This is a genomic window from Pseudomonas paraveronii (assembly GCF_963681955.1).
Classification (GTDB): Bacteria; Pseudomonadota; Gammaproteobacteria; order Pseudomonadales; family Pseudomonadaceae; genus Aquipseudomonas; species Aquipseudomonas paraveronii.
Genome location: NZ_OY817130.1, coordinates 5859879 through 5883201, shown reverse-complemented (window position 1 = coordinate 5883201; position 23323 = coordinate 5859879). Strand labels below are relative to the sequence as shown.

General features: G+C 61.6%; 22 protein-coding genes. 5 read left to right on the top strand and 17 right to left on the bottom strand.

The features are described 5' to 3' along the window. Positions 1-771 carry an electron transfer flavoprotein subunit beta gene (gene etfB / locus U5A08_RS27310; RefSeq protein ID WP_321849299.1) on the top strand — a complete coding sequence of 257 codons (771 nt, stop codon included), beginning with the start codon at positions 1-3 and terminating at the stop codon, positions 769-771. A 138-nt stretch (positions 772-909) separates the two neighbouring features. Here the strand turns inward: etfB and U5A08_RS27305 are convergent, their stop codons facing one another. The 14 genes from U5A08_RS27305 to gbcA all read right to left on the bottom strand — a co-directional run bounded on the left by U5A08_RS27305 (position 910) and on the right by gbcA (position 14117). Next, on the bottom strand, positions 910-2841 hold the full coding sequence (locus U5A08_RS27305) for a secretin GspD/PilQ domain-containing protein (protein WP_321849298.1): 1932 nt from the start codon (positions 2839-2841) through the stop codon (positions 910-912). Positions 2842-2859: 18 nt separating this feature from the next. Then, the gene (locus U5A08_RS27300; RefSeq protein ID WP_253399795.1) at positions 2860-3348 is read right to left on the bottom strand and encodes a hypothetical protein; all 489 of its coding nucleotides are present in this window, start codon (positions 3346-3348) and stop codon (positions 2860-2862) included. Then, the gene (locus tag U5A08_RS27295) at positions 3345-3881 is read right to left on the bottom strand and encodes a hypothetical protein (protein WP_321849295.1); all 537 of its coding nucleotides are present in this window, start codon (positions 3879-3881) and stop codon (positions 3345-3347) included. The genes U5A08_RS27300 and U5A08_RS27295 overlap by 4 nt, the downstream gene beginning before the upstream one ends. Before the next feature lie 6 nt (positions 3882-3887). Beyond that, entirely contained in the window at positions 3888-4445 is a 558-nt protein-coding gene (locus U5A08_RS27290; protein ID WP_321849294.1) for a hypothetical protein, read from the bottom strand. Further along, the gene (locus tag U5A08_RS27285; protein ID WP_321849292.1) at positions 4442-5167 is read right to left on the bottom strand and encodes a hypothetical protein; all 726 of its coding nucleotides are present in this window, start codon (positions 5165-5167) and stop codon (positions 4442-4444) included. Before U5A08_RS27285 ends, U5A08_RS27290 begins: the two co-directional genes overlap by 4 nt. Then, a complete protein-coding gene (locus U5A08_RS27280; protein ID WP_253399790.1) occupies positions 5148-6785 on the bottom strand; it encodes a GspE/PulE family protein in 1638 nt (545 codons plus the stop codon). The genes U5A08_RS27285 and U5A08_RS27280 overlap by 20 nt, the downstream gene beginning before the upstream one ends. Before the next feature lie 4 nt (positions 6786-6789). Next, complete coding sequence (locus tag U5A08_RS27275) at positions 6790-7974, bottom strand: type II secretion system F family protein (protein ID WP_253399789.1); 1185 nt, start codon at positions 7972-7974, stop codon at positions 6790-6792. Continuing rightward, complete coding sequence (locus U5A08_RS27270; protein WP_321849285.1) at positions 7971-8435, bottom strand: transglycosylase SLT domain-containing protein; 465 nt, start codon at positions 8433-8435, stop codon at positions 7971-7973. The genes U5A08_RS27275 and U5A08_RS27270 overlap by 4 nt, the downstream gene beginning before the upstream one ends. A gap of 6 nt (positions 8436-8441) precedes the next feature. Then, a complete protein-coding gene (gspG, locus tag U5A08_RS27265) occupies positions 8442-8876 on the bottom strand; it encodes a type II secretion system major pseudopilin GspG (RefSeq protein ID WP_253399786.1) in 435 nt (144 codons plus the stop codon). Positions 8877-9095: 219 nt separating this feature from the next. Next, positions 9096-10622: a lytic polysaccharide monooxygenase gene (locus U5A08_RS27260; protein WP_321849283.1), complete on the bottom strand. Its 1527-nt coding sequence runs from the start codon at positions 10620-10622 to the stop codon at positions 9096-9098. Positions 10623-10694: 72 nt separating this feature from the next. Beyond that, positions 10695-11201, bottom strand: coding sequence for a pilus assembly FimT family protein (locus U5A08_RS27255; RefSeq protein WP_321849281.1), 507 nt, complete (start codon positions 11199-11201; stop codon positions 10695-10697). Then, positions 11188-11568: a type II secretion system protein gene (locus U5A08_RS27250; RefSeq protein WP_253399783.1), complete on the bottom strand. Its 381-nt coding sequence runs from the start codon at positions 11566-11568 to the stop codon at positions 11188-11190. The genes U5A08_RS27255 and U5A08_RS27250 overlap by 14 nt, the downstream gene beginning before the upstream one ends. Further along, positions 11543-12037 (bottom strand): prepilin-type N-terminal cleavage/methylation domain-containing protein, encoded by a 495-nt coding sequence (locus U5A08_RS27245; RefSeq protein ID WP_253399782.1) that lies wholly within the window; start codon positions 12035-12037, stop codon positions 11543-11545. The genes U5A08_RS27250 and U5A08_RS27245 overlap by 26 nt, the downstream gene beginning before the upstream one ends. Before the next feature lie 787 nt (positions 12038-12824). Continuing rightward, positions 12825-14117 (bottom strand): glycine betaine monooxygenase oxygenase subunit, encoded by a 1293-nt coding sequence (gbcA, locus tag U5A08_RS27240; protein WP_321849276.1) that lies wholly within the window; start codon positions 14115-14117, stop codon positions 12825-12827. 283 nt (positions 14118-14400) lie between these two features. Between gbcA and gbcB the strand changes: the two genes are divergently transcribed. After that, positions 14401-15501 (top strand): glycine betaine monooxygenase reductase subunit, encoded by a 1101-nt coding sequence (gene gbcB, locus U5A08_RS27235; protein ID WP_247403715.1) that lies wholly within the window; start codon positions 14401-14403, stop codon positions 15499-15501. Positions 15502-15536: 35 nt separating this feature from the next. Here gbcB and U5A08_RS27230 read toward each other — a convergent pair whose 3' ends face one another. Together U5A08_RS27230 and U5A08_RS27225 are read right to left on the bottom strand one after the other, a co-directional pair. Then, on the bottom strand, positions 15537-16352 hold the full coding sequence (locus U5A08_RS27230; protein WP_321849274.1) for a nitrilase-related carbon-nitrogen hydrolase: 816 nt from the start codon (positions 16350-16352) through the stop codon (positions 15537-15539). Next, a complete protein-coding gene (locus U5A08_RS27225; RefSeq protein WP_373423803.1) occupies positions 16349-17800 on the bottom strand; it encodes a purine-cytosine permease family protein in 1452 nt (483 codons plus the stop codon). The genes U5A08_RS27230 and U5A08_RS27225 overlap by 4 nt, the downstream gene beginning before the upstream one ends. 272 nt (positions 17801-18072) lie before the next feature. Between U5A08_RS27225 and U5A08_RS27220 the strand changes: the two genes are divergently transcribed. After that, positions 18073-19890, top strand: a complete 1818-nt coding sequence (locus U5A08_RS27220; protein WP_321849273.1) for a flavin monoamine oxidase family protein — start codon at positions 18073-18075, stop codon at positions 19888-19890. A gap of 60 nt (positions 19891-19950) precedes the next feature. Here U5A08_RS27220 and U5A08_RS27215 read toward each other — a convergent pair whose 3' ends face one another. Continuing rightward, positions 19951-20991: a threonine aldolase family protein gene (locus U5A08_RS27215; protein WP_247403718.1), complete on the bottom strand. Its 1041-nt coding sequence runs from the start codon at positions 20989-20991 to the stop codon at positions 19951-19953. 90 nt (positions 20992-21081) lie between these two features. On the opposite strand from U5A08_RS27215, the gene U5A08_RS27210 reads away from it, so the two are divergent. Together U5A08_RS27210 and glyA are read left to right on the top strand one after the other, a co-directional pair. After that, positions 21082-21810, top strand: coding sequence for a TraX family protein (locus tag U5A08_RS27210; RefSeq protein WP_321849272.1), 729 nt, complete (start codon positions 21082-21084; stop codon positions 21808-21810). Between the two features lie 237 nt (positions 21811-22047). Beyond that, positions 22048-23301: a serine hydroxymethyltransferase gene (gene glyA, locus U5A08_RS27205; protein WP_321849271.1), complete on the top strand. Its 1254-nt coding sequence runs from the start codon at positions 22048-22050 to the stop codon at positions 23299-23301. Positions 23302-23323 lie beyond the last annotated feature (22 nt).

The following is a 23323-nucleotide window of genomic DNA, read 5'->3' as shown; positions in this document are numbered from 1 at the left end:
ATGAACACGCATGTAATCAGTCTGGTTTCCATCGGCGCCCACCCCACCTCCGGGCGCCCGCGCCGCGCCGAGCAGGACGCGCGTGCGGTCGAGCTGGGCCTGCAGATGGCTGGGGATAAGTTGCAGGTGCTGCATGCCGGCAACATCGCCGAGCCCACGCTGCGCAGCTACCTGGGCATGGGGCTGGCGCAATTGCATGTGCTCGAACAACCGGCCGGCGCGGATGCCTTGCCGGTGCTCAGCGAGTATCTGCGCGACGCCGGCGCCCAGGTGGTGCTCACCGGCAGCCAGGCCGAAACCGGCGAAGGTTCGGGGATGTTGCCGTTCCTGCTCGCCGAACACCTGGGCTGGCCGCTGATTGTCGGGCTGGCGCAGGTGGAGTCCATCGACAGCGGCGTGGCCCACGTGCTGCAAGCCTTGCCCCGCGGGCAGCGGCGGCGCTTGAAGGTGCGCCTGCCGTTTCTGGCCACGGTGGATAACGCCGCGCCCAAGCCTCGACAAAGCGCGTATGGCCCGGCGCAACGCGGCGAACTGGCGGCCCACGAGGTCGAGGTTGAAGAGGATGAGTTATTCACCGGCGCCGTGCTGCAACCGGCCAAGCCCCGGCCCAAGCGGCTCAAGGTGATCAAGGCCAAGAGCGGCGCGGATCGGATGAAGGCCGCCACGGCCAAGGCCAGTGGCGGCGGTGGGCAGGTGCTCAAGGGCCTCAGCCCTGAAGCGGGCGCTGAAGCCATTCTCAAGCTGTTGGTTGAGGAAGGCGTGGTTCGCTGATCTGCAAACACTGCAACACACCTGTGGGAGGGAGCTTGCTCCCGATAGCGGTGTACCAGTCGCCGAAAATATTGACTGATCTACCGCTATCGGGGGCAAGCCCCCTCCCACAGTTTGATCGTCGATCTGGCCATGAAATTAAGGGGGTGTCGGTGTCGGTGTCGGCGCGGGTTTGGGCACCAGGTCTGGCAATGGCGGCGGCAATGCCTGCCACGTTCCATCCGACGGCTGCATCGGCGTGGGAAACGCCGGGGTAGGGTCGCCCCCAGTGGGTTTGAGGATCATTTTTTCGGTGGTATCGCGCAGGATCATGCCCTCGGTCGAACTGCGCGCTTCGGTGCCGCTGTGGAAGGTGCTGATCTGGGAAATCGGCAGGTCCAGGTTGCGTTCGATCCGGGGCGTCAGCAACAGGATGATTTCGGTCTTCTGCTGGGTGTTCTGATTGGTGCCGAACAGCTTTTTGCCGATCCACGGGATCTGGCTCAACCACGGCAACCCCGAGCCTTCGTCGACGTCCGCCGTGCGGATCAGCCCCGAGACGATCTGGGTTTCATTGTTGCGTGCGGTCAGCAGGGTCTTGGTCGCGCGTGAGCCGAGTTCGAAGGTGGCCGGTACGTTTTCCGAGCCGGGAATGCGTTTGGTGATATGGCTCATTTCCACGTTCAGTTCCAGGTTCACCTCATCGCTCAGGCTGATGTTGGGCTTGACGGTAATCTGCAGGCCCACGTCCTGGTAAGACACCGACGAGGTGGTGATCTGGTTGGCGGTGGTGGTGGTCACCACGGGGATTTTGTCGCCGATATTGACCTGGGCTTCTTCGCGGTTGCGCACGCGCACCCGTGGGTTGGCCAGGGTCACGGTGTTGCCGCTGCGTTGCAGCATGTTGATGCGCGCCGAGGTGCTGCCGGCGTCCAGCAGGATGTTGTCGCTGTTAAGTCCACGCAATGCGCTGAGAGGGATGCCCGCCAGCCCGGCGGGCACATTGGCCAGGTTGCCCACCGACACACCGATGCTCTCCGGGTATTTGATGCCCAGGTTCAGTTCGTCGGTCAGGCTGACTTCCAGCACCTGGATATCGATGGTCACTTCCGACTGCGCGATATCAATGGCCTCCACCAGTTTTTCCACGGCGCTCAGCGTATCCAGGCCGTCGCGCACGATCACTGCGTTGAGGCGTTCATCCACCAGCACTTCCTTGGGCTTGAGCACCTGCTTGATCTCAGCGGCGATGACCTTGGGGTCGCCGTGGCTGAGGTAGAAGGTGCGGACCGCCAACTCGCGGTATTCACGTTCTTTGTCCGGGCGCCGGGGGTAGACCAGGATGGTGTTGGCGTTGAGGATTTTCTTGTCCAGGCCTTGGGTGGCCAGCAGCAGGTTGAGCGCGTCTTCGGCGGTGGTTTTGCTCGCGGTCATGCTGGCCGAGGCGCTGGGGTTGACGTCTTTGTCGATGACGAAGTTGACCCCCGACAGGCGCGCGATGGTCTCGAAAATCGTGCTCAGGCTTTGCGCGCTGAACTCCAGGCTCAAGGGTTTGCGCATGGCTTGCGACAGGTCCGCGCTGAGATAGTCGGCGCTCACCAGTTCGCGGGTCAGGGCGTTACGCAAGTCCAGGGCTTCTCGGTAGTTGGGTTTTTGCGCGATGATCTGGCGCACCAGATTGAGCGCTTCCACCGGGTTGGTGCGTCTCATTTCGTAGGCCCGCGCCAATTGCGGGCGCAGTTGTTTCATGGCCTGGATGCTTTGGATTTCCTGGCGCGCACCGAGGTTGCCGGGGTCGTATTTGAGGATCGTTTCCAGTGCGCGGATGGCCGCCGCATCGTCGCCGCGCATCAGCGCGGTGCTGGCCTCGCGGCTGTACTGGGCGACCAGCAATTCGAGCTTGCTGAACTGGGCGGTGCGCAATTGCACATCGTCGGGATCGTCCTTGGCTTCGGCCTGGAGTACTTCGACCGAACGCACAATGTCGCCCTGCCGGCGCAACTCATCGCTCTGCTGGATGGCGCGTTGAGTCTCACAGCCATTGAGCAGCATCAGCGCCAGGCCCAGGGACATCCGCATACGTATCGCCATGATCGTGCCCGTCCCCGGTCAGTGGGTGCTCAGGCGCAGGGTGCTGACATGCTTGAGCGGCATGTAGGTCAGCACCACGGCGCTGTCAGTGAGTTTGTCCAACCGGTAGTGGGCGTCGAGCATCTTGCCGGGCACGATGCGCCCGGGCACCGAGCAGCGGTTGCACAAGGTGTACTGGTTGCCATTGCCGCTGAGCACGACGATGTTCGATTGGTTCTGATAGCGCCACTGCGCACTGACGGTGAACGGCAGCGGTGGGGGCGCGGATGCCGAGGTGTCGACCGGTTTGGGCGGCGGCGGCGGGGTCCAGGTTTGCGCGGGGAACAGGTCGACGACCGCCACTGATGTTTCGGGGAGCGGCAGGGCGGCTGGCGCAGGCTCCATCGGTTTGCTCGCAACGGGTGTTGGCGCGTCGGCGGGGCGGTCCGGGGTGTCTTGCCAGAACAGCCAGCCGCAGCCGAGCAGGGTCAGCAGCAACACCACGCGCAAATACAGCGGCAGCTTCATTCGACCACCCCCAACACACTGACCTTGAGGCCGATGCTGAGCATGCCGCTGGTGATTTCCTTGCGCTCCAGGGTCACGTTTTCGATGCGCACGGCCGGTTCTTTCGCGAGGTCGGCCAGGGCCTCGCGCAGCAGGATGTAGGGGCCGACGAGGGGAATCTCCGCGTCCAGGCGTTGCAAGCCGGTGTCGCCCGGCGCGGAGTAGGCCAGGGTCGTCTGCTCGATGATAAAACCGCGTTGGGTGAGGATACCCAGCAGCTTCTCCAGACGGGGGGCGAAGTCTTCTGCGCTGGGCAAACGCTCGACCACCGCCGGTTCGGTGACTTGAACCTCCTGGGGGTGTTCGGCGATGCCGGCCTGCAGTTCCTGGCGGCGCAGGTCGTCGCTGCGGCCCGCCGGATAAATGATCGCCACGTCAATCGCCAGCGCCGCCGCCATCACCCCCAGCGCCAGCAAGCCCGGCACGCCCAGGCGCTGTTGCCATTGCATCAGTTGCCAGCGCAGGCGCGGCAGGTGGCGAGTGACGGCGTCCATCGGCGATTATCCCGCGCCGACGCTGAGTTTGACCTGCACCGGGTGCTGCGGGTCGTTGGTCTTGCGCGCGCTTTGTTGCAGGTTCACCTCGACGCCCGGTTGGGCCTTGAGCCGTTCGACGAAGCGAAAGGCGTCGCCCAACCCTTTGGCCTCCAGATCCAGGTGCAGCCGTTGGCTCTGTGTGTTGACCTCCAGGCGGGTCAGGGCGACCTCCCGGGACCAGGCTTGAGCCACGGCGTCCATCAGCGCGAAGGGCGTGGCCGCCTGTTGGGCAAAGCTGGCCAGCTGTTGTTTTTGCCGCGGCGACAGGTGGCTGGCGGCCTGGATCAATTGCTCCTGGCGGCGGGTCAGTTGGATGTAGTGTTGCTCCAGTTCATCGGTCTGTTGTTGCCGCTGCTCCATGCGTTGCCATTGCAGCCAGGTGTGCAAGGCGAGTACTGCGGCGACCAGCCACAGCAGGCCGACCAGCGGCCGGTAAAGGGGGTTGGGGCGCAGGAAGTCGACGCTGGGCGAGCGCGTCGGTTGCCAGGCGTCGGCGAGACGGGATCTCAACCGGGCGATCATGGACAGGCCTCTTCCAGCCATGGATGCAGTGGCCCCAGCCAGTGTTCGGTGGGGCTGTGGGTGACGACCCGAATCGCCGGCGCGTGCCGTTGCGCGAGCAGGTCGGCGGCGAACAGGTTGTCGCTCAAGGCGCTGCCGGGTTGTGTCGGCATCACGCAGACTTGATCGGCGACGCCTTGGTGCCGGTAGAGGCAACTGAGGCTTTCGGCTTCGCGGATCGCCAGCACGCAGTCGGCAGGCAATTGCCGCCAGTATTGCTGCGCGACGGCCGTCAGCAGCGGTGCGCAGGTCACCAGGGGCAACTGGCGCAGTTTGAACAGGTCACGCAGGTCTTGCAGCAGGTCCCGCGCGGTCGCCACGGCCAGGCGCTCATGGCCGAAGGCGCCGTTGGCGAGCCGCACCTGCCACTGCTCAGGGTCGAGGCCCGTCTGTTGGCTGAAGGTGGCCTCGGCGAAGCCTTGCCAATCGCTTGCGCTGTACAGGCCGGTTTGCCACGGCAGCATCAGGTAGTGCACGTGGGGAAACCCCAGCAGCAGCGTGGCCCGGTCCAAAAAGCGCATGCGGCCCCGAGGGGCCTGTTCCAACAGGTCGGCGCAGGCACTCAGCGGTTCGCCGGCCTGCTGCGCGCGCCAGACATTCGCGCCGCGCCAACGAGGGCGGGCGGCCCAGGCGGCGCCCGCGCTGTGCAGCCATACCACGTGCTCAATAAAGGGAAATGACACGATGGATCTCCTTGAGCGTGGTGTCGCCCTGGGCCGCGTGAGCCAGGGCGATATCGCGGATAAACACATGCCCGGCTTCGCGCGCCAGTTCCCGCAAGGTGGCGGCTGAGCTGCGGTTGAGCAGGCCGTCCTTGATGCTGTCGGTTACCGTCAGCACTTCCGCGAGGGCGAGGCGGCCGCGATATCCGGTGTGGCGACAGCCCTCGCAGCCTTTGCCCACGCGGTAATGGCCGCGTTTGAGCTGGGCCTCGGGCAGTTGGGCGAGCCGGGCGATGTCCTCGTCGGGCTTGGCGGCCACGCCGCAGTCCGGGCAGATGCGCCGTACCAGACGCTGGGCCACCACGCCATTGAGGGCCTCGACGAAACTGGCCGGGTCGACGTCCATGTAGGTAAAGCGCTCCAGCACACTGAACGCGCTGTTGGCATGCACCGACGACAGCACCAGATGCCCGGTCAAGGCTGCCTGTACGGCGATCCCCGCCGTCTCGCCGTCGCGGATTTCGCCCACCAGGATCGTGTCCGGGTCATGCCGCAGGATCGAGCGCAGGCCACGGGCGAAGGTCAGGCCCTTCTTGTCGTTCACCGGGATCTGCAGCACGCCGGGCAGTTCATACTCCACCGGGTCTTCGATGGTGATGATTTTCTTCTCGCCGGTATTGGTCTCCGACAAGGCCGCATACAGGGTGGTGGACTTGCCGCTGCCGGTAGGTCCCGTCACCAGCAACATGCCGTAGGGCTCGCTGGCCAGCACGCGGATGCGGGCGATGGTGTCGGCGGCCAGCCCGAGGCTTTCCAGGCTCAGGGACTCGCCGCGCTGGGATTTGTCGAGGATGCGCAGTACCGCGTCCTCGCCATGGATGCTGGGCATGATCGACACCCGGAAATCCACCTCGCGGCCCTGAATTTTCATCTTGAAGCGACCGTCCTGGGGCACCCGGCGCTCGCCGATATCCAGCTCCGACAACACCTTGATGCGTGACAGCGCCTGCTCGGCCATGTCCAGCCCGCTGGCCTGGCCCATCTGCTGCAACACGCCGTCGATGCGGTACTTGATCACCAGGCCTTGGGGCGTGGTTTCCACATGGATATCGCTGGCGCGGCTTTGCAGTGCATCGAACAGCATGGAGTTGACCAGGCGCACCACCGGGTTGTCATCGCGGGCGATGCTGCTCAGGGATATTTCCTGGGCGGTTTGGCTGACCTGGGCACTGTCGTCATCCTCACCGAACGGTTGCATCACCCGTTGGCTGGCTTCGGCCAGGGTCAGTTGGGCTTTGACCGCGCCGGGCAGGCTCATGGCCAGGGGTAAGGCGCGAAGGCTTGGGGTGGACTGAATCCAGTGGCGGTCGGCCAGGGTAAAAGGCGCGCCGAGCACCAGGCAGGGACGCTCCTGATAGTCCACGGGCAGTACGGTGTGAGTCAGTGCCTGGGGCAGTGGCAACAGGTCGAAGCGCCAATGATCGACGAGGTCCGCCGGTACGATGGGGATCAGGTTCAGGGGGGCGGCGATGGTCGACAGCTGCTCGGGTGCCTGGTGCAACACTTCCAGCAGGTAATTGGCCAAGGACATTCCGCGCTGGTCCGCCAGTGCTTGCCATTGCCGTGTCTGCTCGCTCATCGCGCTACCCCTGAATGGAACCCGCCAGCTCGAAAATCGGCATGTACAACATGAACACGATCAACCCGATCAACCCGCCCACCACCAACATCAACAGCGGCTCGAAGACCTTGCTGAACAGCTCGATGGCCCGCTCCAGTGCTTCATCGTGGAACTGCGCGATGCGCTCGCACATGGCCGCCAACTCACCGCTTTGCTCACCCACCCGTAACAGACGTTCGGCCACGGCGGTGGTCAGTTGATGGCGCGCCAGCGACGTGGACAGCGGCTGGCCGGCCTGGATGTCGGTCATGGCCTGACGCAGCGCGCCTTGACGCTCGGCAGGCAGCAACGCGCCGGACAGTTCCACCGCCGTGACCACCGGCATCCCGCCCATCAGCAGCATGCCGACGGTGCGGTAGAAGCGCGCGAGGATAAACAGCGTGCGCTGCGCACCCAGGCTGGGAATTTTCCAGAACAGCCGGGCGGCGCGGCGCTTGAACCCGGCGCTGCGCAATAACAGCACCAACCCGGCGATCGCCAGCGCCAGGCCGAGCAGCAGCTCCATGCCGCGCGTGTCCACCAGCGCGCCCCACCACACCATGAACCGTGCGGTCGCCGGCAAGTCGGCGACCGCATCGAACACCGAGGCAAAGCGCGGGATCACGAAAAACAACAGGAACAGCAGGATCAACGCACCCACGCTGAGCACCACCAGCGGGTACATCAGCGCGCCGCTGACGCGTTTTTTCACGGCTTGCAGATGGGCCTCGAAATGGTGGTAACGGCGCAGGGCGACGGCCAGTTGGCCGCTGTGTTCCGAGGACGCCACGGTGGCGATCAGCAGCGAAGGAAAAATCTCGGGTTTGAGCTGCATGGCCTTGGACAGCGAATTGCCCTCGTACATCGACCCCAGCAAGTCGCTCATGACCTGGCGATTGATCCCGGGGGGAGCCTTGTCGCGCAGGGTTTCCACCGCTTCCACCAGCACCAGCCCGGCGTCCAGCAGCACCACCAGTTCCTGGATAAACAGCCCCAGGGCGAACCGGGCGCGGCGGCTGGGCAGTTTCAATGCGCGGCGCGCCTGCAACGAGATGACCTGGGCGCCGTCGGCCTGCAGTTGCTGGCGTGCGTGGGCCAGGTCGAGGGCTTGCAGGCGCAGGCGCTGCAAGTGGCCGTCGCGGATGATGCGGGCGTCGATGTCGATCATGGGGTTTGCCTGGCGAGTTGCTGGCGCTGCTGTTGCAACGCGTCGTAGTAGCGCCATACCGCCAGGGCATAGCGTGAGCGCCGCGCTTGCCGATCCGGTCGGGTTCCGGCGTTATAGGCGCCCACGGCCTGCCAGCCATAACCCTGCTCGCGGATAAACCCGGCGAGGAGCCACGCGCCCACCATCACACTGGTACAGGGCTGCGTGAGCAGGTGCTGTTCGGTGATGCCGAACCGGGCCAGCGCGGGCAAGTGGCGGCTGTTGATTTGCATCAGACCGATGTCCTGGCTGCCATCGCGGTTGACGTTGCGCGCGCCGGGGTTAAGACCGGATTCGACCTTGGCAATGGCGTACAGCAAAAGCGGATCGACGTGGTAACGGCTGGCTGCCGATTGCCAGCAGTCGGCCCGGACGGTGCCTGCGAGGCACAGCAGGGTCAGGAGGATGCGCAGCGTGTGCATGGCGGGTCACAGGCCGAACACAATATCGGCGTTGGTGCCTTCACCGCCGGCCTTGCCGTCGCGGCCCAGGGAGATGATGTCCACCTCGTTGGGCGGCGTGCCGGGGTTTTTGTATGCGTAGGGCGTGTTCCATGGGTCCGGCGGCGCGGCTTTGGGCAGGTACGGCCCGTGCCAGTTCGGTTCGCTGGCGGGGCGTTCGGTCAGGGCGCCGAGGCCGAGGGTTTCGGCGGGGTAATGGCCGTTGTCCAGGCGGTATTGGTGCAGGGCGTCGCCCAGGGATTTCATCTGGCCCTTGGCGGTTTGCACCTTGGCCAGTTCCAGGCGGTCGAACATCTTCGGGCCGACGTAGCCGGCGAGCAGGGCGATGATCAGCAGGACGACCAGCAATTCCAGCAAGGTGAAGCCGCGTTGGGGGCTGTGGATAACGGTGCGTGTGCGCATGGAGATACCCTGTTGGGAGTGCCAAGGTACGGCGGTTGTGTATCACTCTCCCGGCCCGTTTTTTTGACGGGCACCGCCGGTAGAACTTCGTTAGAACATATGCAGTTCAGATACATCGTTAACTGTAGCGTTGCTCGATATAAGGCGCCGCAAGGCGCCCTATAACGTTTGGAACTTACGCTTATCCATTAACTGAATATGCGCAGGTACATCGACGGTTTATTGAACTTCGTCCCATGCTTGCTCCCACGCCGTGCCCGAACCAGGGGCATAGGCCCACGCCGCGCCGGCACACCAGGCGGTGTAAGGGTGAGGCTTGCATTGATAATTTTTGCCGTTGTTGGTCACGATGTCGCCGGCTTTATAAGCGGTGCCTTCCTTGTATGCCGGGTGCTCGCCGCCGCCGCCACCAGGCGTGACCGTAAAGTCAAACACCGCTTGGTTGGTTTTGCCGTTTTGGGTGTCGCGAACACTCAGCCGTGCCTTGAATATCGTCGGCTGCGTGACGGTGTAGGCTTTGCCGTTGACCGTCGCGTCGTCGGTTGGGCCAGTCATCCCGGCGACTGCCCAGTTATAGAGCAAGGGGCCATTACTGCCGGATGATGAGGTACCACTGAACGTAAAGGTTTGTCCCGACGTCAATGATGTCGGGCCGGTGATCCTCGCGACCGGCGGTGCGGGGTTGACAGGCTCGGGTCCTCCGCCAGGAATGATTGACATGGCTTTGGAAGATTTTTCGTCAGCCAGATAGACCAGATTCTTCGTGGCGTCTGTGGTGTTGTAGACAATGCTGGCGCCTTTCAATTCTCCTACCTGCACAATCGAGGCGTAGGGCTTCAGCGCTTGTACAAGCCCGGGTCCCCAAACAGTGGGGGCCGCGTTAGTTATCGGGTATTGCAGGTCTACCGTTTCGTTGTAGGACTTGCTTGATCCAAGTACCCGGAAATGGATGGTATCCCCTTGTTTCGGAGTGAATCCCTGAGGTTGGAAAAGGCCGTTGGCGTGCCACTCCGGTGTTGGGGTGGGCCCATCGTTATGGAGCGTGATATCGCTGCAATTATAAAAACCCTCGCCAGCCGGATCGATGCGCTGGAAGCGGGTGAAGAGCACCGCATCGCCGGTGCGCCCGTTAGGTATGGTGACGTTGAATTTGAAATAACCCTGCAATCCACCCACTGACGGTGGCTGCTCGCCCCAATCGGTTCGTGCGACCGTGACGGTTTCCTCGTGGAGCAACTCCAGGTCGCTCCACTTCAATGGCATTGTGGCGGGGTTGTAACTGGATTTACTGAGGTAGATCTTCACGATGCTGCTGACATGCGGTGCGGTACCGACAATACGCACTTCCGCAACACCATTTTTTGTCGTCATCGGTGTTTTGTGCCAGTTCGCCGAAGGTGTATTGAGACCCTCCATCAGCGGGTTGGCGGCCGAGCAGAGTTTTCCATTGGGTATCAGTGTCTCTACGGTTTCCTGGTTGGTGTAGTCGTACCCATCGTCTGCTTTGATCAGCTTTGCCACTTCGTTCCATTGTTGGCCGGGGTGAGTACCGCTGGTTTTATTCAGCTCATTACAACCTTTGTCGGCAGGGTTTCCGCTCCAGAAGTCCGGCTGTGTGTAGCAGTACAGTTGTCGTGCAATGGGGATATCCGTTGCAACGTGGGCCAACGCCAGCATGGGTAGTAGTGTTATACCTATCAGCGCCCATTTAAGGAGCTGTTGTATATGCCGCTGTAAGCTTTTCATGTGTGTGTACCTTCAATTCAGATAAACAAGTTCCGAACTGCTGGAACGACCAGTAGGTTGGTTCAATTGGCATCATCGGGTCGGCTGATCTCCCTTGGGACCGGTGCGGGTTGCAGGGTTACTCTGTCCAGGGCCATACAGAAACACCCACCCTTGATAACTGCTCTGTCCTGTAAAACTGTGGTTATTGACGGAAAAGTTGCCTTGCTTGAACGGCGTGCCCTGGGCGTTGCTGAACACGCCCATGATGGTTTCGCCCGGGCCTTTGACCACGCCCCACTCGGCGTTGCCGGTCAGCGGGTCGTCGTAGACCCGGCGCAGGTAGCGCTTGATGGTCGGTTGGCGGCGGTCGAGGACGAGGTCTTCGAGGGTTTTTGGAAAGGTATTGCCGGCTGCGTAATACAGGCCGATTGCCCGGCGGATTTGATTGCCGCGGGCGAGCAGTTCCCGTTCGCGCTCGCGCTGCAGCACGCTGGACCACAGGCTGCCCACTTCCATCAGCATCACGGCCACCACGGCCACCGTCACCAGCATGCCCATGAACACCGAGCCGCGCTGGGGCTGTTTACCATTGCGCATAGGTGCTCCCGTCGTTCGCGTTGCCGGGGGCGCCGCTGCGCACGTCGCCCAGGCCTTGTTCGTCGGAAGGTTGCAATTGCCAGGTGTCGCGCTTGCCGGTCAGCGGGTCGAGGGGGATTTCCCGCAGGTAGCGGCGCTCCACCAGGGTTTGCAGGGACTCGGGGTTACTGCCGTGGTCTTCGCGGTATTGGTCCAGCGCCTGGCGGATCGAGGACAGGTTATGGCGCAGCACGGTTTCCTGGGCCTTGGTGTGCTGGCGAAAATACTGGGGGGTCACCAGGGTCATGAGCGTGGCGATGATGGCCATGACCACCAGCAACTCAATCAGGGTAAAACCCCGATCACCACTGGCTGTATAACGTGCCATTCAAACTCTCCTGGGGGCTTCGGGATGAAACGTCAAATACATCTTCTCCCTCTTGTGGGTTATCGGCGGTGCTCTTGTAGCTGCGCAGTTGCCAGGTCTGCGCGGGCGACAGTTCGGGGCACTCGCAGAGAGGGTCGCGGGGGATGCGGCGCAAGAAGAAGAGTTTTTTGCCTGTGAGATCGGTCTTGTCCGTGACCCCGTCGACCAGTACTTGCAGGGTCGGTGGATAACCGCTGTCGCCGATGCTTTTTTCGATACGGCCGTCGTCGCTGGCTTCTTTGTAGGAATCAATCGCGCGGCGTATTTCCCGCAACGAATGTTGCAAGTCGAGTTCTCGGTCGCGTTTACCCATCAACGCCGTCAGCGGATAAGCAACTGTCGAAAGCGTGGCCAGCAAGGCCAGCGTCAGTAGTAATTCAATCAGCGTAAAACCATTGGCGCAGTGATGGCTGGGCGTGCCCTGCCGCATCACTGTTGTTACCTCGCTCTATTGCGCCAAGGACTGCTGCATTAACCCAGGCCAGTGGAATTAACTGCAAGGATGAGTGTAGATGAACTTTAAATATGAGTGTTTTTTGTACAGGTCGTAGATGAGCGGTCATTTACCCACACAGGCTGTGCGCCTGGCTGTGGATAAGATGTTGGTGGTTGTCCACAGGGCACGTGAATCAAGGGTTGCAGCAGCCCGTATAAAAAATGATCAGGTTAAGTGGCGGTTTTTACGGGATTTTTTCTGTCGGCAAGGGTTCGACTTGCCCCCAAAGTCTGTTGGCGCTTCTGTGGATAAGATGTTTGCTCTCGGCTGCAAGCCATATAGACAAAGGCTTTCAGTGATGTGGTCAAAAAACGCTCAATTTGCCTCTCTGGCGGGTTAAAAACCCTGAAAGCCGCGATTTATGAAGGTTTGAAGAGGTTTTCCACAGCCTGGTCAAAGTTGCCCCCAAAGTCTGTTGGTGCTTCTGTGGATAAGGTGTTCGCGTACCGCTGCAGGGCACGGTTTATATGGCTTACGCGGAGTTGTTCAAAAATTGACCAGTGGCGTCTTGAAACGGCCAAGTCGAATAAGTCACGGATTTTCTTGATTTAATTTCGACGGGCAGGCGCACTTGCCCACAATTGTTGTGGGTGGCTCTGTGGATAAGTTGTTAGGCAACGGCTGGAGGGCAGGCGGCGAGAGGGGTTTCGCGGGGTTGATCAAGTTTTGATCAGTGCGCAACCCAATGGGGGAGCGAGCAAGCCCGCTCCCCCAGGGTCGGTTATTGGGCGGCTACGCCTTTGAGGTAGGGTGCCGGCGCCGCGCCGAGGTTGCTCAGCATGCGCTCGCTGTACCAGTCGATGAAGTTCACCACGCCGAACTCATAGGTCTTGGAGTAAGGACCGGGCTGGTAAGCGGTGGAGTTGATCCCGCGCTGGTTTTCTTCGGCCAGGCGACGGTCCTGGTCGTTGGTGGCGTCCCATACTTGGCGCATGCGCTCCACGTCGTAGTCCACGCCTTCGACCGCGTCCTTGTGGACCAGCCACTTGGTGGTGACCATGGTTTCCTGGGCGCTGATCGGCCACACGGTGAACACGATGACGTGGTCGCCCATGCAGTGGTTCCACGAATGCGGCAGGTGCAGGATGCGCATCGAGCCCAGGTCCGGGTTCTTGATGCGGCCCATCAACTTCTTGCAGCCCTGTTTGCCGTCCAGGGTCATCGACACGGTGCCCTTGAGCAGCGGCATGCGCACGATGCGGTTGCGCAGGCCGAAGCTGGCGTGGGCGTAAGGGATTTTTTCGGCTTCCCAGGCCGCGGCGCTGGCGGCCACGTGGTCCTTGAAGGCCTGGTCGGCGCGCGGGTCGGTGACGTCGTCCCATTCGAGCAGGGTTTTCAACAGCTCGGGGTGCGAGGCGTTGCAGTGGTAGCACTCGCGGTTGTTTTCCAGCACCAGCTTCCAGTTGGCCTTTTCCATCAAGGTGGTTTGCACCGCCACCTTGGTGTTCTCCATGTCATAGGGTTCCATGTAGTGGTTCAGGGTCGACAGGAAGTCATCGATGGCCGGCGGGTTCTGCGCCAGGCTGATGAAAATGTAGCCGCCGGCGGTCTTCACGTTGATCGGCTTGAGGCCGTACTGCTTCATGTCGAAGTCGGCGCCCATTTCGGTGCCGGCGAACAGCAGGCGGCCGTCCAGTTCGTAGGTCCACTGGTGGTACGGGCAGACCAGCTTGGCGACCTTGCCTTTGTCGCTGGTACACAAGCGCGAACCGCGGTGGCGGCAGACGTTGTGGAACGCATGCACCACGCCTTCGGCGCCACGGATCACGATGATCGGGTTCTTGCCCACTTGCAGGGTCAGGAAGTTGCCCTTGGTGGGGATCTCGCAGGTCATGCCGGCGATCAACCACTCTTTCTGGAAGATCTCCTGCATGTCGATATCAAACAACCGCTCATCAGAGTAGAACGGCTGTGGCAGCGAGAATGTACGCTCGCGCTCTTGCAGCATCTGCGCGGTGGCCTTGCGTGCGGGTTCCAGCGGATCGCCCAAGCTTAAGGTTGCGGTGACGTCCATCGTATGTGTCCTCATGGCCATTCTGTGTGGCCGGCGAAAAGTGGCTGAACAGGTTTGCAGCAAGGCGTAAAGAAAGTGTCGTTGTTGGCAGCGAGTGTGGGGCCGCTGTTGCGGTGAACCTTATCCATGGGCGACATGGCCCAATCTGTTCCCGACGCGCAACCCTATGTCGTTGGGGGCTGGTCGCGATAAGTATGTGAATGTCGCAGATAGGTAAATGGGTGGTTCTCGCGTTACGCAGAATCGCCACTATCAAGGCCGAACCTCGGCGGTGGAGAACAGCATGTCCAGCAACTTCCTGAATCCGGTAACCACCCAGACCTGGGCCAATGGTCGGCACATCGTCCGTTGCGTCAAAGTCATCCAGGAAACCTGGGACGTGCGCACCTTCTGCTTTATGGCCGACCAGCCGATCCTGTTCTTTTTCAAGCCGGGGCAGTTCGTCACCCTGGAGCTGGAAATCGACGGTCAGCCGATCATGCGTTCCTACACCATCTCCAGCTCGCCGTCGGTGCCTTACAGCTTCTCGGTGACGATCAAGCGCGTACCCGGCGGCAAGGTCTCCAACTGGCTGCACGACACCCTGCACGAGGGCCAGGAGTTGGCGGTGCACGGGCCGGTCGGGCTGTTCAATGCCATTGATTTCAGCAATCCCAAGGTGCTGTACCTCAGCGGCGGCGTCGGCATCACCCCGGTGATGTCCATGGCACGCTGGTATTACGACACCAACGCCAACGTCGACATGACGTTTATCCACAGTGCGCGCTCACCCAAAGACATCATCTACCACCGCGAGCTGGAGCATATGGCCTCGCGAATCGACAACTTCAGCTTGCACCTGATCTGCGAAAAACACGGCCTGGGCGAGCCCTGGGCCGGGTATCGCGGCTACCTGAACCACAAGATGCTCGAATTGATGGTGCCGGACTTCCTCGAGCGCGAAGTGTTCTGCTGCGGCCCTACGCCGTACATGACGGCGGTGAAGCGCTTGCTCGAAGCCGCCGGTTTCGACATGGCGCGTTATCACGAAGAGTCGTTCGGCGCGACGCCAGCGGAGGCCCGCGCCGATGCAGTGGAACAGGCCGAACAAGCCGCCGACGCGCCGGAAGTCGACGTGGCGGATCTGCATCAGGTGGAGTTCATCGCCTCGGGCAAAAGCATTCGCGTGGCGCCGGGTGAAACCGTTCACGCCGCCGCCGCCAAGCTCGGCCTGCTGATTCCCAAGGCCTGCGGCATGGGGATTTGCGGCACATGCAAGGTGCTCAAGCTGGGCGGCGAGGTCGAGATGGACCACAACGGCGGGATTACCGAGGAAGACGAAGCCGAAGGCTACATCCTGTCGTGCTGCAGCGTGCCGAAGGGCGACGTGCGGATCGAGTTCTAAGCACGCTCATGCGCCCTGCGCGGGCGCCAGGCGTTTCAGTACAGCCCTGGGCGGCGGTCCAGATGAACGTGGTTATGCTCGCTAATGTGTTTGTTCCGGGCCTGTAGCAGCGGCAGGTCGGCGACCAGGCGCTGTTCTTGTTGATGGGAGACCCCGCCGGCCAGCGGATAGCCTTCCGCATCGACAATGACTGAGCCGCCCACCCAATTCACACCGCGCTCCTCACCGTATCGATCACACGCGGCGATAAACATCCGATTGACCGCCGCATTGGCCTGCACGCGGACGATTTCGCCTGGGCGCTCGGCGGCGGGCCGTGGGCTGTCCGGCCAATTCACTGGCGCGCACAGCAGGTCGGTACCGGCCAGGGCCGCCAGGCGGACCCACTCGGGCAGCTCGAGGTCGTAGCAGATCACCACGCCAATGCGCCCGACAGCCGTTTCCACCAGCGGCGGCGGGGCAGTGCCGGCGGTGAAGATCAGCTTTTCGCGGTCCCACAGATGCGCCTTGCGGTATACCGTCAGCCTACCGTCGGGCTCAATCAACGCGGCGCTATTGGCCACTCGGCCGGCACTCAGGCGCTCGCAGAAGCCCGCGACGACGATCAAGCCCAACTCGATAGCCAGGGCTCTCCACAGACTCAGCGTCGGGCCATCGAGCGGTTCCGACACCGCTCTGGCCTCTGCCAGGTCATTGAACGCGTAGCCGCTTTGCATGAGTTCGGGCAGCACCACCACGTGGGCACCCAGGCTGGCCGCGCCACGGATCGCCGTTTCACTCAGGCGACGGTTGTCGTCGGCGTCGCCCAGGCGCGGCGCCAACTGATGGCAGACAACGCGTATCGGGGTCATGACTCATCGCCTTCAAACAGGCGTTCGCTGGCTTCAATGGCGCGTTGCTCAACGGTCAGGTCACGCGTACACGACAGCAGGCAGTAGGCAATCGCAGAAACTGCCAGGCCTACCACGAATGCAATATCGGCCCCGTCCAAGGCCTTCGCGATGGGCCCTTGGTAAAACCCCAGGGAGATGAACGGTGTCATCGCCCCCAGGCCGAGGAAATAGGAAACAAGCCCGGCACCCGACCAGCGGCCGTAGATCCCGTCCGGGTTGAAGATGTCGCTGATTGCGTATTGCCCCTTGCGGACAACATAGAAGTCCGCGAGGTTGACGGCGGTCCACGGCACCAGGAAATACAGCATCAGCAAGACGAAGGTATTGAAACTCTCCAGGTAGCTCTGCGGGATACTCAAGGCGATGGCGAAAATCACCCCGCCCACCAGGCTGATCCCCACGATGCGCCCTTTGATGCCCGGTTTGATCGACACGAAGCCGTCAATCGCGCTGATACCGGTCAGCATGGCGCCGTAACAGTTGACCGCCATGATGCCAACCAGCGCGGGTACTGCGATCAACACGGTAAAGGTGCCAAACCCTGGAAGCAGTTGGTTGCCCACCGTCTGCACGCTGCCGATGGCGTCGGGTGAGGGCAGCGCCGAGGCGAGAAACGCCCCCAGCGACATCAGCCACAGCGCCGAACTGGCAGCCCCCAGGTACGTCCAGGTGATGACCCTGCGCGACGGCGTGTCATGGGGCAGGTAGCGCGAGTAGTCCGAGACATAGACGGCGTAGCTGATCTGGTAACCGGCAGCGGCTGAAAGCTGGATCAGAAAGGCCGACCAGGAAAAATGCGCGTCGACCACCGCCGCGTCGGCCTGCAGGTTTATCACGGCAGCGACCGTGAGGACCGCGAACACACTGATCATCACGTAGGTCAGCCAGCGTTGCACGGTGTGCAGGAGGTTGTGGCCGATCACGGCAATCACCACGGCCAGGATGATCATCAAGGCGTACCACGGGGCGCGGTTGCCGGGCAGCACGGTATTGATGGCGTCGGTCGCCAGAATCACGTTGAACACGTTAAAGCCGATGTACACGAACACCACCGCGATAAAGGGCACGATTGCCCCGCGCAGGCCGAACTGTGCCCGCGACTGGATCATCTGCGGCAAACCCATGCGCGGCCCCTGGTTGGCGTGGAATGCCATGGCGAACGTGCCCAGGCACACGCCGATGACAATCGCCAGGATCGCGTACACCAGGCTCAGCCCCAAGGCTGCGCCGGTAAACCCGGTGACCAGGGTGGTCAGTACGAAGTTACCGGTGAACCAGAACGGCGCCTGATGCCAGACCTTGCCGTGGCGTTCATTGCGCGGCACGTAGTCAATGGAGCGGGTTTCGATTTTCAGCGTGCTGGATGGCGCAGCCGCCGATCGGTTGGAGGGCGTGTTCATAGGCATCACGGTCTGTTTTTATTGAGTGAGGCTACGAAGAGTCTTGTAACTAAATAAATTATTGAATCGGTATTCGCAAATAGTCACTTCACGATTTTCTGAACTGATTGCCTAAACCCCCTCTGACATAGGACTTGCATTACGAATCAGCTTTTTATTTCTAAGCGATATAGAGACATCTCCTACAGCTCTCTACGCTGAGCAGCGCACCCGTCGTATTCGCCCTTCGCAGTTAAGCAGTAGGTGGACGTCCTCATTACATGCCAAGGATGATTGCCATGTCTGCTATTCCCTCCCGCAGTAAAGGCGCAGCGCGCTTGCTTGCCAACGATGTCACTGCACTTGTTCCAGACTTTCCTTTTCATTACGCCCGGTTTCTCGATACGGCCGCCCGGAACGGCACGCCGTTGGCGCAGGTGTCCCGCCTTGCGTATGGCAGCCAGGTATTGATCGTCGGCGCCGGAGTCGCTGGAATGGTGGCCGCCTATGAAGCCATGCGCATGGGGTTGCACCCGGTGGTGGTAGAGGCCAGTGGCCGCATCGGTGGGCGCCTGTATTCCTATGTGACGGGTGATCCGCAAGATCCGGATAACAGTGTTATCTGCGAAATGGGAGCCATGCGCTTTCCTGTTTCAGGCAAGGCGTTGATGCACTATTTCGACAAAGTTGGCATGCGGGCCAACTCGACGGATTTTCCCAATCCGGGGTCGTCTTTTACCCCCAGCACGGTCGTCGACTACCAGCAAAAACAGGTGTATTACGAAGGCGATAATCTGCCGGTTGATTACGCCGAGATCGAGCGCAAGCTATTCGAAGTATTTCTTGAACAGGACCCGATCAAGTTCACTGAGATGGAAGCGGCAATGTCCGAGGGCAGCCTTGATCAGGCCCGGATCAAAGCCTTGTGGAACGCGATCCTTGATGCGGGTTGGGACAACCTCAGTTTTTTTGCCGCGATGGTCGAGCAGGCGGGTTGGAGTCGCGAAGATATCGATCTGTTCGGCCAGATCGGCTTCGGCACTGGCGGCTGGAATACCGATTACCCGAACTGCTTCCTGGAGGTGTTACGGGTGCTGTATACCGGGCTGGATACCAACCACAAGCTGATGTATGACGGCGCCAGCGAGCTGCCAAACCGGCTGTGGACGCGTGCCCCGGATACCTTCGGCGACGCCATGGTCCATTGGCCTGCGGGCACCACCGTCCAAGGCCTGACCACTCAGGTTATCGCTCAGCCTTTGAAGCAGGAAGTGCGGCAGATCCTGCGGCGGCCGGATGGCGAGTTCGACGTGTGGGTGTTTGATCACAACCTGGGAAGCGACCGTCAATACACCTTTCCTGCCGTGGTCTATACCCCGCACAAGCGGGTCCTCGACAAGTTCCGTTATATGGATGGCGCTGCCCGCTTCAACGCGATGAATGACCTGTTATCCGGCAAGGAATGGGAAGCGGTGATGTACACCCATTACATGCAGTCGGCAAAAATCTTCGCGCAAACCAAGCGACCGTTCTGGACCGATAGGGAGGCTGATTCGCAGTACAGGATGAGTGTGACGTTGTCGGATCGAATCACCCGCGGCACCTACCTGCTGGACTATAGCGAGAGCCAGGGGCCTCACAACGGCAGTGGCCTGTTTTTGTCTTACACCTGGAATGATGACGCCCTCAAATTCCTGGGTGATCGCAGTGCGCCGCTGCCGTCCCACGTGCAGTTATGCACAACCCTGCTGGACAGCGTGTATGCCCCTCATCAGTTGAATCTGGCCGCTGAGTTCGGCATGAGCAACCCGTTTGTTGAAATCAACTGGGAAGAGCAGCCGTTTTTCCTGTGCGCATTCAAAATGAACCTGCCGGGACAGTACGAGTACCAGCGCTTGTTGTTTTCTCAGTTCATGAACGGTGTGTCGAGCGCGAACCCCGATGGCTTCATTCTTGCGGGTGACGATGTTTCGTGGACGGGAGGCTGGGCGGAAGGGGCGGTGACGACGGCCTTGAACGCGGTAAATAAACTGGCGGTGAAATTCAACGGCGGGACCCTTCTCACCAACCGTGGTCCTATTGATGAATGGCAAGCGCTTCAGCCGAAGGCCTTGTGACCCCGCGAGTTACCGCCGTCCCGCGTCGCAGGTCATGAGCCTGCGACGCGGGCCGTCGTTTCACGCGCCCATCACTTCGCGAATATCCGCCGCCAGCTCGCGCACGCGTTCTTCCTCGGTGTCCCACGCACACATGAAGCGCGCGCCGCCTTTGCCGATGAAGGTGTAGAAGCGCCAGCCCTTGGCCGTCAGCGCGGCGATGGCCGGTTCCGAGAGTTGCAGGAACACGCCGTTGGCCTGCACCGGGAACATCAATTCCACGCCGGGAATATCCGCCACCAGGCTGCTCAGCAACTGCGCGCAGTGGTTGGCGTGGCGTGCGTGTTTGAGCCAGGCGTGGTTTTCCAGCAGGCCCACCCACGGCGCGGAGAGGAAGCGCATCTTCGACGCGAGCTGGCCGGCCTGTTTGCAGCGGTAGTCGAAGTCTTCGGCCAGTGCGCGGTTGAAGAACAGGATCGCTTCGCCCACGGCCATGCCGTTTTTCGTGCCGCCAAAGCACAGCACGTCCACCCCGGCTTTCCAGGTCAGGTCGGCCGGTGAACAACCGAGGAACGCGCAGGCGTTGGCGAAGCGCGCGCCGTCCATGTGCAGGTTCAGGCCAAGTTCTTTGCAGGTGGCGCTGATGGCGCGGATTTCTTCCGGGGTGTACACGCTGCCGACTTCAGTGGCCTGGGTCAGGGTCACCACGCGGGGTTTGGGGTAGTGGATGTCCTGGCGCTTGAGGGCGATCTCGCGGATCGACTCCGGGGTCAGCTTGCCGTTTTCGGTGCGTGCGGTGAGTAGCTTGGAACCGTTGGAGAAAAACTCCGGCGCGCCACATTCGTCGGTCTCGACGTGGGCGGTTTCCGAGCAAATCACGCTATGGTAGCTCTGGCACAACGAGGACAGCGCCAGCGAGTTGGCGGCGGTGCCGTTGAAGGCGAAGAACACTTCGCAGTCGGTCTCGAACAGGTTGCGGAAACCGTCGGCGGCGCGGTGGGTCCATTCATCATCGCCATAGGCGCGTTGATGGCCGTGGTTGGCTTGTTCCATGGCGGCCCAGGCTTCCGGGCAGATGCCGGAATAGTTATCGCTGGCGAATTGTTGGCTCTTGTCGGTCATGGCCCATTCCTGTGGTCGATGTTGGTGCGCACTGTAACCAAGATTGTCGGGCGTGCGCACGCACTGTAAATGCAAAGTCACTGGGGAATTATGCACGGTACTGAAACGTTTCCTGTCGGACGTGTCCGCGATGGCGCTTTGGATTTGCTTAAGTGGCTGGCGCTGCTGAGCATGGTACTGGACCACTTGCGTTATGTCGGGTTGAGCCTGGACGGCCTGTACGTGCCGGGCCGCTTGGCGTTCCCGTGGTTTTGCCTGGCGATTGCGGCCAATCTGCATCGGATGCGTAACGTAGCAGTCACTGGCCAATGGCATTACCTGGGCTGGCTGGTGCTGTTCAGCGTGATCAGCGAGGTGCCGTACCGGCTGTTTATCGAAGACGCCGATACGTTGAACGTGTTGCCCACCTTGGCGTTGGGCCTGCTGGTTGCCCGAGGGTGGCAGCAGAAGGCGCTGGTTGATCGAGGATTGGCGCTGATTGCCCTCGCGGTGGCAGCGGTATTTTCCGCGCACTTGATGTTCGGTTTTTTTGGTGTGTTGCTGCCGTGGGCGATGCTGGTGGTGTTTCGTCGGCCATGGTATTTCAGCGTGTTGCCGGGGCTGCTGTGTGTGGCTGCCAATCAATGGCAGATTCTGCTCGATAACGGCACGCCGGTGGCGCTGATGGGGCTGAGCGCCTGCCTGCTCGCGCCGCTGCTCGGCCTGGTCCTGTTGCGACACACCCAAAACACCTCGCCACCGGCTATGCGCCGCTGGGCGTATGCCCTCTATCCCCTGCATTTCCTGCTGCTACTACTCGTCCGTCAAATCATTGCCTGATCCTCTGTGGGAGGGGGCTTGCCCCCGATAGCGGTGTGTCAGCTTGCACAGGTACTGGCTGATCCACCGCTATCGGGGGCAAGCCCCCTCCCACATTTGTTTCGTGTCGCTCATCCAATGTCGTAAACGCACCTTTGCGTGGCGTCCGTAGGCATTTGGCCTGTCGGCGCCAGCCCTACCATCGCATCAAAGGGCTCTGCATGGGCCTTAACAATACGAAAGGCTGGGAGAGACGCGATGTTCAGCAAACAAGACCAGATCCAGGGATATGACGACGCACTGCTCGCGGCCATGAATGCCGAGGAGCAGCGGCAGGAAGATCATATCGAGCTGATCGCGTCGGAGAACTACACCAGCAAACGCGTGATGCAAGCCCAGGGCAGTGGCCTGACCAACAAATATGCCGAAGGCTACCCGGGCAAGCGCTACTACGGTGGCTGCGAGCATGTGGACAAGGTCGAAGCCCTGGCCATCGAGCGCGCCAAGCAGTTGTTCGGCGCCGATTACGCCAACGTGCAGCCGCACTCCGGCTCCTCCGCCAACAGCGCGGTGTACCTGGCGCTGTTGAACGCCGGTGACACCATCCTCGGCATGAGCCTGGCCCACGGCGGTCACCTGACCCACGGCGCCAAAGTGTCGTCCTCGGGCAAGCTGTACAACGCGGTGCAATACGGCATCAACACCGACACCGGGCTGATCGACTACGACGAAGTCGAGCGCCTGGCCGTGGAGCACCAGCCGAAGATGGTGGTGGCCGGTTTCTCCGCCTACTCCAAGACCCTGGATTTCCCACGCTTCCGTCAGATCGCCGACAAGATCGGTGCGCTGCTGTTCGTCGACATGGCCCACGTCGCCGGCCTGGTGGCCGCCGGTTTGTACCCGAACCCGCTGCCCTACGCCGACGTGGTCACCACCACCACCCACAAGACCCTGCGCGGTCCGCGTGGCGGCCTGATTCTGGCGCGGGCCAACGAAACGATTGAAAAGAAACTCAACGCCGCCGTATTCCCCGGCGCCCAGGGCGGCCCGCTGATGCACGTCATCGCCGGCAAGGCGGTGTGCTTCAAGGAAGCCCAGGAGCCGGGCTTCAAGGTCTACCAGCAACAAGTGATCGACAACGCCCAGGCCATGGCCAGCGTGTTTATCAAACGCGGCTACGATGTAGTGTCGGGCGGCACCGATAACCACCTGTTCCTGGTCAGCCTGATTCGCCAGGGCCTCACCGGTAAAGAGGCGGACGCCGCCCTCGGTCGCGCGCACATCACCGTCAACAAGAACGCCGTGCCGAATGACCCGCAGTCGCCGTTCGTGACCTCGGGCCTGCGTATCGGCACGCCGGCGGTGACCACGCGCGGTTTCAAGGTGCCGCAATGCATCGAGCTGGCCGGTTGGATCTGCGACATCCTCGACAACCTCGGCGACGCCGATGTCGAGGCCGACGTGGCCAAGCGCGTGTCGGCCCTGTGCGCTGATTTCCCGGTTTATCGCTGAGCGCGGTTTTGGAGTAATGACT

Bases quoted from the DNA above. Each gene is read 5' to 3' on its own strand.
- U5A08_RS27220 (WP_321849273.1), top strand. From the start codon at position 18,073: ATGTCTGCTATTCCCTCCCGCAGTAAAGGCGCAGCGCGCTTGCTTGCC.
- U5A08_RS27305 (WP_321849298.1), bottom strand. From the start codon at position 2,841: ATGGCGATACGTATGCGGATGTCCCTGGGCCTGGCGCTGATGCTGCTC.
- U5A08_RS27260 (WP_321849283.1), bottom strand. From the start codon at position 10,622: ATGAAAAGCTTACAGCGGCATATACAACAGCTCCTTAAATGGGCGCTG.
- U5A08_RS27300 (WP_253399795.1), bottom strand. From the start codon at position 3,348: ATGAAGCTGCCGCTGTATTTGCGCGTGGTGTTGCTGCTGACCCTGCTC.
- etfB (WP_321849299.1), top strand. From the start codon at position 1: ATGAACACGCATGTAATCAGTCTGGTTTCCATCGGCGCCCACCCCACC.
- U5A08_RS27280 (WP_253399790.1), bottom strand. From the start codon at position 6,785: ATGAGCGAGCAGACACGGCAATGGCAAGCACTGGCGGACCAGCGCGGA.
- gbcB (WP_247403715.1), top strand. From the start codon at position 14,401: ATGTCCAGCAACTTCCTGAATCCGGTAACCACCCAGACCTGGGCCAAT.
- U5A08_RS27295 (WP_321849295.1), bottom strand. From the start codon at position 3,881: ATGGACGCCGTCACTCGCCACCTGCCGCGCCTGCGCTGGCAACTGATG.
- U5A08_RS27225 (WP_373423803.1), bottom strand. From the start codon at position 17,800: ATGCCTATGAACACGCCCTCCAACCGATCGGCGGCTGCGCCATCCAGC.
- U5A08_RS27210 (WP_321849272.1), top strand. From the start codon at position 21,082: ATGCACGGTACTGAAACGTTTCCTGTCGGACGTGTCCGCGATGGCGCT.
- U5A08_RS27290 (WP_321849294.1), bottom strand. From the start codon at position 4,445: ATGATCGCCCGGTTGAGATCCCGTCTCGCCGACGCCTGGCAACCGACG.
- U5A08_RS27245 (WP_253399782.1), bottom strand. From the start codon at position 12,037: ATGCGGCAGGGCACGCCCAGCCATCACTGCGCCAATGGTTTTACGCTG.
- U5A08_RS27270 (WP_321849285.1), bottom strand. From the start codon at position 8,435: ATGCACACGCTGCGCATCCTCCTGACCCTGCTGTGCCTCGCAGGCACC.
- glyA (WP_321849271.1), top strand. From the start codon at position 22,048: ATGTTCAGCAAACAAGACCAGATCCAGGGATATGACGACGCACTGCTC.
- U5A08_RS27250 (WP_253399783.1), bottom strand. From the start codon at position 11,568: ATGGCACGTTATACAGCCAGTGGTGATCGGGGTTTTACCCTGATTGAG.
- U5A08_RS27255 (WP_321849281.1), bottom strand. From the start codon at position 11,201: ATGCGCAATGGTAAACAGCCCCAGCGCGGCTCGGTGTTCATGGGCATG.
- gbcA (WP_321849276.1), bottom strand. From the start codon at position 14,117: ATGGACGTCACCGCAACCTTAAGCTTGGGCGATCCGCTGGAACCCGCA.
- U5A08_RS27275 (WP_253399789.1), bottom strand. From the start codon at position 7,974: ATGATCGACATCGACGCCCGCATCATCCGCGACGGCCACTTGCAGCGC.
- U5A08_RS27230 (WP_321849274.1), bottom strand. From the start codon at position 16,352: ATGACCCCGATACGCGTTGTCTGCCATCAGTTGGCGCCGCGCCTGGGC.
- gspG (WP_253399786.1), bottom strand. From the start codon at position 8,876: ATGCGCACACGCACCGTTATCCACAGCCCCCAACGCGGCTTCACCTTG.
- U5A08_RS27215 (WP_247403718.1), bottom strand. From the start codon at position 20,991: ATGACCGACAAGAGCCAACAATTCGCCAGCGATAACTATTCCGGCATC.